Here is a 10,553-nt window from a genome sequence, read left to right on the forward strand (position 1 = left end):
GTTGCCTCATGTTCAAGATGATAACCCCATCGATTTTGGTACATTTCATAACAATTAGATATGAGTAACTCATTGATTTGGCAAATATAACAATTAAAATCGAAATGCTTATTTATAAAAAAGATAATAATTAAACCGATAGAGGGTCAATCTCATGCGTCAATTTCTTAGTACGCTTTCTATTAAACTTCAGGTTTTTCTGCCTGTTCTATTCACAGTTATATTACTCATCATTGGACTGAGTGTCGGAATCGGTAAACTCGATCAAGCATTCAATAAGGTTTCGGCTTCCACCCATAAGCTAATCATTCACAAAGAGGAACTTAGCGGCATCGTAGACAACACTTACGCCATGCGCATCAAAGCCATTTATAGTCTATTTAGAGCCGAAGATGTTCAGTCTCTCAACCAAGAGCTTTCTGAGCGACAAAACAAAAACCGCGATTTTCTTAACTCCATCGACAATCTCCCTGGCGTTCAAAATGAAGTCAATGCTATGCGTAAGGCCATGAATCACTATGTTGATTTCACTCGCGTTACCATGACACCTCTGCTCACCACTAAACACTCTTCTGATTACACCACCTCTGATTTCAATCAAAAGTACGAATCTACAATGGCTGAGTATCGATTAGCTGGCGAAGCGATGATCAACGCCATCGACAAACTATCTAAACAATTGAATCAAATCGTCACCGATGAAGTCGAAACGAATGGCGAACAACATTCAACCACGCTAACTTACAGCGCCGTCTCGCTTGCGGTGATCTTGAGTGCCGCTTCACTTATTAGTTGGGTACTCGCCAGCTACATCGTTGCGCCGATTCGTAACCTTCAAGTAACGATGCAGGAAGTCGCGAAGGGAAACCTACTAGTTAAGGCCGAAGCCATCGGGAAAAACGAAGTGTCTCAGCTGGCTCGAGATGTAAACCAGACCATAGAAAAACTGCGTGAAACTGTAAGCGCATTGGTTCGCATTAGTGAAGATGTGGCATCAGCATCAACCGAGTTAGCAACTGTTATGACTCAAAGCAGCGTCAACTCGGATCAAGAAAAGCAAGAAGTTGAGCAAGTAGCCTCGGCGATCAATCAGCTAGAGTCGACCGCAGCTGAAGTATCGACCAATGCACAAGAAGCCGATAGTGCATCAAATCAAGCACGTACGTTAACCTCACAAAGTATAAGCATGTTTGGGGAAAGTACTCGCGCAAGTGAAAAGATGGCGGAACAACTTAACGAAGCCGCTGCCGTCGTGACTTCGCTAAAAGAACAATCAGAACACATTGGTCGCGTGATCGAAGTGATTGAAGGTATTTCTGAGCAAACGAATCTACTTGCACTGAATGCAGCGATTGAAGCTGCACGAGCGGGCGAAAGTGGCCGAGGCTTTGCGGTAGTGGCCGATGAAGTACGTATGCTGGCAGCGCGAACTCAGGAGTCCACCAAAGAGATCCAAACCATTATAGAAGAGCTACAGCAACAATCTGGTCACGCAAATGAAAGTATGCATTCCAGCTTAGCCATGTTGTCAGACAACCAAGCTCTGACACAAGAAGTTAGCCAATCACTTGCTAATATCAGTAATGCTATCGCCGATCTGAACTCAATCAACACTCAAGTTGCAACCGCATCAGAAGAGCAGAAACAGGTCACGGCTGATATCAACAACAACTTAACGAACATCTATGAACTAGTGAGCCAGAACGTCACTGGCATTACGCAATCCGCTGCTGCCGCTCAAGAGTTGTCTGGTTTAGCAGAAAATCAAAAACATCAACTTAAGCAGTTCCAAGTTTAAATACTCTGCTCAACACGATAAGTTCCAAAGGTTAGAAAAGAAAAAGCTCCGCACTGGCGGAGCCTATCATAAAGGCAAAGCTATCAACCCTTATTAACGTAATAATTATTATTCATCTGTCACTAACAAGAGAGAGCTTTTGAAACTTGAGTTTAACGGATCTCTATTGAAAACCTCACCATTAGTCGTATCAAAAGTTGCAACATGCTTACCGTCGCCATTAGGTGTGTTGCTCCAGACATAACGCCCTAGAACATCATCTCCATCTTTCAGACTATAGCCGCTAGCAAACCCTGTACTATTTATGGCTGGGCTGTGGCAAGCTCGCTCAGTTAGAGATACTAGCTCTTTGATATTTGCTAGTCGCCAATTTTTTTTGTCAGCAAAATTGTGAAGAGGATGGTTGCCGTCCTTATTACGAATTTGTTTGGCTGTGGAGAGAGCGAGTTGCCATGACATTGTAGATCGCGTCCCCTGGCATTCTTGGTTTCCTACATTCCATGTCATACCAACTGGACAGCGCATCCATGTTAGACCTGTTTTCAGGTCAGTTACGGTACCGCTCTCAGAATATGTATAACGCGTGTTAGGTGCCGTTTTAGCAAAGTCAGTAGAACACTCTTGTGCAGCTATTGCAGTTTGAGAAGCCAAAGTAAGAGATAGTACAGTTATTAATTTCTTCATCTTATTGCCCCTTAACTGCGACTAGACGGATTGGGAATTGGTAAGAATCATCGGCACCCGCACTTGTGTTGCTTGATCGAATCTCGACGTATGAAATAGTGCCTCTATCTTTGCCCCGGGAGACAATCGCAGGGAAATAAATCTCGCCATCAATAAGTTGTGATGATGCATTCGTAAACTTAAAGTCGCTATGCCAAAACGCACCATATCCTAAATAAGGGCTACCTATGGTTTGCTGTGGAAAGTATTTAACATTAAAACCATAGACGTTGTATTTTGCATATTCATCGTTCGGAGCAAACAGTGTTTGTTCACCAAAGTCTAGTAAGTCATAAGTCTCACGGTAAGTAGGCAAGCGCCAACCAGTGATTCCACATAACGATTGTTTGTTTATGTACTGAACATATTGGCTAGTGGTACAAACTTCATCACCAGCGTCTTTACAACCTGCAAGCTCTACATCTTTGCTAAATGGCTTAAATGTTTCAGACTCAAACGCAAATAGGCGATCTTTAAATTGAACTGAGCTCGCATCCGCACTTTTGTTTTCCCAAACAAGACCAGTACGCTCGTCCATAGTACAAGCCCACTCAGTCGCATCTGCAGCTAAAGCTGCACCTTGTGAATCTAGCTTAACGAACTTAAAGCCAGCGCCTGTCGACGTTTGCTTGTCCTCTTTGTCGAAGCCGTATTCTGCATCTTGACCAGGGTAAGACGCTTGAACCTCAGCAACGTCTGCTGCTCCTTCAGCAAAATAAAGAACGGCGCCCGTATCGTTACTACCAACCGTTTGTTCAGCAACCGCTACAATTTCTTCAGCAAATGCACTTACTTCCGCTTCAGACAGAAGATCAGAGGCCAACGATTTACCTTGAAAGCTAAGATTTTGAGCAAGCAGCGCTACGCCTTGGGTCATTTGCTTTGGTTGCATCGCAGCTAATAGCACAACCGTGTTTTGCTCTAGCTTGTCTAGCTCGCTAGCTTCTGCGTTAGACATCACCGTACCAGAAAGAGAAACGCCGGCATCGGCGAGTTGCGCTTTCACAATCTCTTCAGCTTGAGCAACGGTTTTACCGTCAATTACAAGACCCGCGAGCAACGTTGTTACACCATTGACCGTGTTACCCGTTGCTAAATTTTGACCCGGAGCCGCAAGACGCAACGTTTGGTTTGAACCTTGATCAACTTGAGCAAGAATGGTGCTGGTTAGTACGTTTTTGTCGCTTGAAGTCAGGCTAAATTTACCGGCATTATCCGTTTTAGCACTCGGTTCAGTGGAATCACAAACGTAGTTTTGGTTTAAATCGATACATACTGGCGTATCAAGAAGTGTACCTGCAGAAACGATGGTGCCAGCTACATCATAGGTCGGTGCCGACGTGTCACCACCAGAACCTCCGCCACAGCCAGCAAGGGCTAGTGACATAGCAACGAAAGAATATTGAAACTTCATAGATTTTATCTTCTTTTGATTTTAATTAACGAGAGCGAATCACTCTCACCATTGAAAGCAGGAAAAGTCCTAACAAGGGCCAAGGCGAACCACTGCCACCTGAACCACCGCCACTGCTTTCTTTAGTGGTATCAGCACTACACTGATACTGAGCAAAGTGACTCACACCCCACTCTTTCAACACCCCAGAGTTTCCTGACACACGGTCAGACACTTCGAGACGCCAAGTACCCCAACTCGGTTGACCAACAAGTGCTTGTAACTCCTCGTCGTACTGAGCTGTGAAGTAACCTTTAAATCCATTGGTATTGCTTGATTGATGGCTAAGTAGCACGACCGATTTGCCTTGTGGAGACACTAGTGTCACTTGCAGATCTTGCAGTGAGTCATGTTCGATGTTCAGGTAAACCGCAAACGAATCATCAATCGTGCGTGACTTGTCCGATAGCGTCTGAGAGAACAGTCTGTCGCCCTGTTCCGGCAAAGCGGAGTTCACTGGTTGAGGCTGGATATCGAGCTCTGGCGTACCATTAACCAGCATCACCTGTTCACTCCACTGGTGAGTCTTTAGGCCTTCAGAAAATTGATAATCCAATGAAATAGAGGAATCGAATTGCGTGCCACATGTTAGACCGCTTGGTAACGCCACCTTCATTGAGGTCGAGTCAGAAAGCGTTTCATCAAAGTCGAAAACAGATGCGTTGTTTAGCTGCCATTGCCCTTTGATGCTCGCTTCGCGACCAGTTTGGCTCAGGCTCACACCAACGTCTTGACCTTGTGCGATGTATCGAGCGTTATAGCGAACGCGAAGAGGCGCTTTGAGTAAGTTGTGTTTGTTGAAGCTGTCCGTCAGGAATTGGGCGTAATCTTTATTTGGGAACAAGGTGTTTGCGGCAAACACGGTCGATTCCGCCAGATCATGCATTTTCACGCCACGACCAATGCCGTACATGCCTTCAAGTACAATGGCGTCAAACTCACGGAACACGTTATCGGTATCATCACCGTATCGTTCAACCGATGCTTTAAGTGCTTGGAACAGTGGCGTTGACCATAGCTCGTCGCCTAGTTCACCGCCCACACTAACGTGCGCTGGATACTCTGAGCCCTCGAAGTAACGCGCTCTTTGGTTCCATAAGCTACGAGTTGTTTTGCGTGTTCCGAACACACCGTCCCAGTTGAACACCGTATCTAACTCGAATTCTTGACCACGACGCGAAGCATCCAAATATTGAGTGCGGTAGCTCGCGCTGCCCGCCCAGTAATCAGCAAAACCTTCTGCGATAGCCCCAGTGTGACCGTACGCCCAATCCGGTACTATTTGGTAATGAATGCCATGCCCAAGCTCGTGTATCACCACATCAGCATCAACTGCATCTGGAGAAACACCACCGACACCTAACATGAGTGCTTTCGGACCGTAATAGTAAGTAGAGTTATCTTTTGATAAACCGCGAGCATCAAAACGAAGCGGTTCATCAAACAAGTCGTAAGTCAGGCTTGTCAGATATTGGATCGAGCTATCAAGATGATAAAAAGCCATCAACTGTGGGAACGCATTGTCACCAAACTCGGTGCTTTGCATCTCATCAACACTGTCAAATGCTTGAACCCCTTCTGCGCTGAGAAAGTCCAACGTATCGAGTACAGGCGCTTCACCAGGTGCTGGGGCTGCAAATAAACCCGTCGCATCCACTTGCTTTAATCTTGGGTTAGAGAGATAGAACTTACCTCCCGACTTTAAAACCTCAATCGACTTGGTGACGTACTCGATCGGCTGAGGGTAATCAGACAGTGCTGACCACGTCGATTCTGGTGCCGCTTGCTGTTGCATGGTGCGAAGATCTGGGTTGAATAAAGAAACCTCAACATTAACCAGACTTCCAGAGCTCAAAGCAGGTGGCTCTTGTGCTTGCAGTTGGCGAGGCGATTCCAATTCCATTGCAACCGTTGGTTTACCGTTGCGAATGATCGTATCTTCAAGGCTCTTAAACGCTCGCACAACGTGATGATTTTTATCGGTTGTTACTACTAGGGTGCGCTGTGCTTGATATTCACCGTTTACCCAAACATCAAAATTGTAATGCTCACCAAGCTGAGATTGGGTTTTGTAACGGAACTTAAACTCGCCCGCTTCTGAGTAGTGGCTGTCTAGATAAGTTTTCGCTTGCGCTTCATTCGTTACCACAGAGTCCGTTACGGGATAATCCCACTCTGCAGCCTGTGCCGCAGGGGTACAAGCAATAAGCAGCGAAAACGCCAATGGTTTTAGCTTCATGATTTCGTCCTAGAATTCGTATTTTGCAGTCAGCGTGAAGTAGCGCCCTGGCTCAGTTGAGTAACGCTTACTTTCCTCAGCGATACCCGCTACGTCTTGGTATCGGATGTATTCTTTGTCGAACAGGTTGATGATGTTTGCGCTAACACGAAGGTCTTTGGAAACGTGGTAAGTTGCGCCAATATCAAACGTATTCCACGCACTTGTCTGCGCGCAATCTGTCGCTAGACCAAGCGTGGTCTGGCATTTAGGAACGCGATCCATTGCCGCGGCCCAGTTCCAAGCCACGTAAGCATTGAAGTCTTGGTTGGCGTATTTCAGTTGAGCGTTACCTTCGAATGGCGTAATGCTTCGAACGTATTCACCTTCCGCGTCTTTGCCATCTACGTAGCCAAACTTAGTGCTGATGTCCCATTGTTTGGTGATCGCGTAACCCGCAGAAAGCTCTGCACCATACGTCTCGACACCATCGAGGTTTTGGTATTGTTTAATGTAATTACCATTGCTTGAGTCAAAGCCCGTGGTCACAACGTCGATGAAGTTTTCAAACTTGTTGTAGAACAAAGACGCATAGACATACGCACGACCGTTATCGAACTTGTTACCGATTTCAAATGAGTCGGAAGTTTCAGCTTCTAGATCCATGTTTGGTGCAATGACAAACGGCGTGAGCGGCACAAAGTCGTGGCTTACGAAGCCATACGCTTTATCGTATTCCGGAGCACGGTAACCATGGTTATAAGATACATAAGCAATGTTGTTGGCAAATACTTCACGAGAAACCGAAAGACTTGGAGATACCTCTGAGCTATCCATGTCTTTTAATGGGAAGCCGCCCACTTCACCCGCACCGTCTGGCGTGAGACGGTGCGCATCAAAGCGTAGGCCACCTGTGATGGTCCATTTATCCAGTTCCACCATGTCTCGAACGTACAAACCAATGTTATAAGCACGAGCAGGAGCGAAAGGTTGTTTGGTCGAAGGTGTTACTCCGTTCCAATCAATCTTGGAGTCGCTATCTGTGCGTTCGTAATAGTCAGTAGAAAGCTCGACACCGTAAGCCAATTGGTGCTCAGCATTTGCTGCATAAATCGTATTAGTGAAATCGCCACGGAAGCCAATTGTTTCGTCAATGAAGGTTTTGTGTTCCAGCTCGCGACGCTTGGTGATCAAACCATTGTGATCCACTTGGCGCATTAAACGGTTGGTGTCTTCCACCACTTCGGTGTGACGCCAGTAAACTTTGGTATCCAACTCTTCGAACCAAGTTGGATTAATCGGAGTCACCTCTGCACCAATATAAGCGCTGTACTCTTCTGTGGTTTCATCCTCAGCAAAGTCTTCAATATGCCAAATTCCATCAGGTTGAATGGACGGTGAACCCTCCAAACGCTCTTGGTTCTGGGTGTAGAGTTCCGCTTTGGCTTTCAACATCACCTCTTCATTGAAAAAGTGGTTGATCGTATAAGCACCGCTGTAACCATCGAGGTCGCGGTTATACAAATCTTCATCAAAGTTACGTGTCTCTTGTCCTTGCCAGTATGAAACGTTAAACAAACTCTCTGTATCACCGGAACGGAAAGCTAGATTACTCGTGCCTTTGTACTTGTTGCTGATATCGGTGTAAGTACCGGAAACATCGGTGTAGAAGTCTTTGTCTTTTAAGAAATCACCCGGCTGGCTGGATTCTAAAATCACCACACCGCCGATCGCGCCAGAGCCATGCACCGAAGAACTTGCCCCTTTAATGATTTGCAGCGATTCAAAATTGGATAAATCAAAAGTATCTCGCCCAACGGCATCATTAATGTCATTCGCACCGAAGCCATCCGCAGAACGAATGCCATCACGAACGATCATAATGCGGTTACCCGTCATACCACGGATGGTAATGTTTTGCGGACGTCCTGCACCGCCCGTCACGCTTACACCAGGTTCGTTACGCAGCACGTCATATAGCTCGGTCTCGCCTCTTTCTTCGATTTGCTCGTTTGTGATAACCGCGACACTACCTGCCACTTTTGACAATGGCTGATCGATTTTATTGGCGGTTACCACCACCTCTTCCATTGAGAAAACCTTAGATTCGGCGTGCACTTGACTGGCAGCAAGTACCGAAAGTACTGCCGCTGACACTGGGGTAAGCTTCATTTACTGCTCCGCTTTAGATGTTTTAATGAGTGATAGTAGAAATGCGTATTCTTTTGCTTGTTGTTCTTGCGCTTGTCGTGGGTCCATTTGGTGGCCCGAATTAAAATCAGTTTGCAACAAGTACGGCCCGTTGCGCTCACTTAACGCTGAAACTTTAGCCAGATACTTTGCGCCTTCCCAATATGGCACGCGCTGATCAATTAAACCGACTTGAACCAACATGGGTGGGTAAGCGTTTTTATGGATATTGAGAATCGGATCGTACGCCTTCATTAACGCCAATTGTTCAGGTTTGGTTGGGTTACCCCATTCGCCATACTGCTGTGTGGTAAGCGGAAGTGAGGTATCCGACATACTTGCAACCACATCAACAAAAGGCACTTTAAGTACGACACCTGAAAACAATTTAGGATCTTGATTAACCGCTCCGGCCACCAACGTACCACCAGCACTAGAACCGATGGCGAAAACCTCTCTATTGCCACGTTCGAATGTTTGCAGCGCCTTCGCGGCCGCGACAAAATCACCAATAGAATTGGCTTTTCGCACACCACGGCCTTGCTCGTGCCATTCATCGCCAAAGTACCCACCGCCACGGACATGGGCGATAGCGTAAATCACACCTTGGTCGAGTAAACTGATAACCTGAGGTATAAAGTACGGTTTCATCGTAAAACCATACGCGCCGTAACCGTAAATCATCACAGGAGATTGTGGGTGCAATTTGTCTTTGCGATACGCCAAAGAGACCGGGACAGAAACGCCGTCGTGCTTAATAAAAATACGTTGGGATACATAACGCTGACTATCAAAGTCTTGGTAAGCATCTTGAGAGTACAAGGATTTATTCAGCGTTTTTACATCGAACTCTTCCCACTGAGGAGGCGTAGTCATCGACATGCTTCGGATACGAATTTTGTTTGATTCAAAATCGCCCAATGTGCTTAGCCAAGCGACATTACCATCGTGTTCCAATGGCAGTATCACTTTTTCCTGCCCTTGGTAAGAATACACCGTCAATGTCGACAAGTTGTTTGGCTTACTAAGTGCCACAACTCCTGCATCATAAAGGTAGAACTGTTCAAGCGGCTCACGAGGATTGGTAAAGCGTTGCCATGTTGCGCCAAGCGGTGCGAGTTCGGCTTGGTAAAGGGCGAACTTTCCTTCCAGGTTGCTTTTAAGATAAATGTAACCTTTCGCCACATCCGCGTAATATTCCACACCCACTTCAGGCTTTCGCAATGAATCTGAGACAGTGCCCGTTTCTAGGTCGACAAGCTTCTGCTCTGTTGTTGACTCGTTGTTGCTTTGCAGCACAGCATAACGGCTATCTGCCGCACGATAGAAAGAAAGTAACCAATCTGACTTGGGTTCATTCCATAGGACTGTTTTTGCTAAAGATTCAGTGGAGATACGTAAGATCTGATGAGGTCGCTGGGTGCGCTTTTCTTTTGCAACGAGGAATGCCACTTTCCCGTTAGGTGACAACAATACGCCACTATCGACGTGCGTCGCCAGTTCCGTAGATTGACCGGAGAGTAAATCAACAACCACAGCACGATATTGTTCGCTGCCGTCGATATCTTCCGTGAAAAGTAGCGTGTCACCATTCACTTGCCATTGACCAAGTTGGTAGTACTGATGCGCAGATTGTCGTTCATCGAAATCGAACACCACGTTTTCTGGTGCATGTTGACTCGCACGGGATAATAGTAAGTAACGACCATCGCGACGCATTAGCGTCCACTCTCTTCCACTCACGATCGACCATGGCTTATCACCTTTGTCTGCCACAATGGTATCCCACTGCGTTAGTAGGTTTTTTGTCAACGTCTGATAACTTTTTTGGTGCTGTTCAGTTTTGTGGTTTTGTTCTGTTAGGTAGGTAAGAACTCGCTCATCTTTACGAGCATCATCTCGAAGCCAGTTGAAATCATCAGCAGCAAAGCCAGAACTAGAGGTAATTATGAGCCCTAAAAAAACATGAGTAAATTTCATATAGAGAGCGAATTCATTTATAGGATTAATACAATGGCGCGTATTCTGCCCTTAAATAAAAATGAGATCAATTATCATTTTCATAATCATGTTAGATTTTTATCTAGTGTGTGAGGAAAAACGTTTGCTTTGACCGAGGTTATAAAACTTAATAACTTCCTAAATTAGCGTTCTATGCTGTTTATATACAA

6 protein-coding genes are annotated in these 10,553 nt (G+C 45.8%); 1 reads left to right on the forward strand and 5 read right to left on the reverse strand.

From position 1 onward, the window contains the following. The first annotated feature begins 154 nt into the window (after positions 1–154). Positions 155–1,798, forward strand: coding sequence for a methyl-accepting chemotaxis protein (locus IQR33_RS04625; RefSeq protein ID WP_170889983.1), 1,644 nt, complete (start codon positions 155–157; stop codon positions 1,796–1,798). Positions 1,799–1,906: 108 nt separating this feature from the next. On the opposite strand, the gene IQR33_RS04630 is transcribed toward IQR33_RS04625, so the two are convergent. The 5 genes from IQR33_RS04630 to IQR33_RS04650 are packed head-to-tail and all read right to left on the reverse strand — an operon-like array spanning position 1,907 to position 10,362. Beyond that, positions 1,907–2,482 carry a DUF1566 domain-containing protein gene (locus tag IQR33_RS04630; RefSeq protein WP_005375151.1) on the reverse strand — a complete coding sequence of 192 codons (576 nt, stop codon included), beginning with the start codon at positions 2,480–2,482 and terminating at the stop codon, positions 1,907–1,909. A 1-nt stretch (position 2,483) separates the two neighbouring features. Next, positions 2,484–3,935, reverse strand: a complete 1,452-nt coding sequence (locus IQR33_RS04635; RefSeq protein WP_005375150.1) for a DUF1566 domain-containing protein — start codon at positions 3,933–3,935, stop codon at positions 2,484–2,486. A gap of 25 nt (positions 3,936–3,960) precedes the next feature. Beyond that, complete coding sequence (locus tag IQR33_RS04640) at positions 3,961–6,213, reverse strand: proprotein convertase P-domain-containing protein (RefSeq protein WP_193837764.1); 2,253 nt, start codon at positions 6,211–6,213, stop codon at positions 3,961–3,963. A gap of 9 nt (positions 6,214–6,222) precedes the next feature. After that, a complete protein-coding gene (locus tag IQR33_RS04645; protein WP_064376394.1) occupies positions 6,223–8,364 on the reverse strand; it encodes a TonB-dependent hemoglobin/transferrin/lactoferrin family receptor in 2,142 nt (713 codons plus the stop codon). Continuing rightward, positions 8,365–10,362 carry a prolyl oligopeptidase family serine peptidase gene (locus tag IQR33_RS04650; RefSeq protein ID WP_172563920.1) on the reverse strand — a complete coding sequence of 666 codons (1,998 nt, stop codon included), beginning with the start codon at positions 10,360–10,362 and terminating at the stop codon, positions 8,365–8,367. Positions 10,363–10,553: the final 191 nt, after the last annotated feature.

Source organism: Vibrio sp. OPT46, assembly GCF_015163535.1.
Taxonomy (GTDB): domain Bacteria; phylum Pseudomonadota; class Gammaproteobacteria; order Enterobacterales; family Vibrionaceae; genus Vibrio; species Vibrio alginolyticus.

What these genes read in the sequence shown, in the direction of transcription:
- IQR33_RS04635 (WP_005375150.1), bottom strand. Translation starts at nt 3,935, where the DNA reads ATGAAGTTTCAATATTCTTTCGTTGCTATGTCACTAGCCCTTGCTGGC.
- IQR33_RS04645 (WP_064376394.1), bottom strand. Translation starts at nt 8,364, where the DNA reads ATGAAGCTTACCCCAGTGTCAGCGGCAGTACTTTCGGTACTTGCTGCC.
- IQR33_RS04650 (WP_172563920.1), bottom strand. Translation starts at nt 10,362, where the DNA reads ATGAAATTTACTCATGTTTTTTTAGGGCTCATAATTACCTCTAGTTCT.
- IQR33_RS04625 (WP_170889983.1), top strand. Translation starts at nt 155, where the DNA reads ATGCGTCAATTTCTTAGTACGCTTTCTATTAAACTTCAGGTTTTTCTG.
- IQR33_RS04630 (WP_005375151.1), bottom strand. Translation starts at nt 2,482, where the DNA reads ATGAAGAAATTAATAACTGTACTATCTCTTACTTTGGCTTCTCAAACT.
- IQR33_RS04640 (WP_193837764.1), bottom strand. Translation starts at nt 6,213, where the DNA reads ATGAAGCTAAAACCATTGGCGTTTTCGCTGCTTATTGCTTGTACCCCT.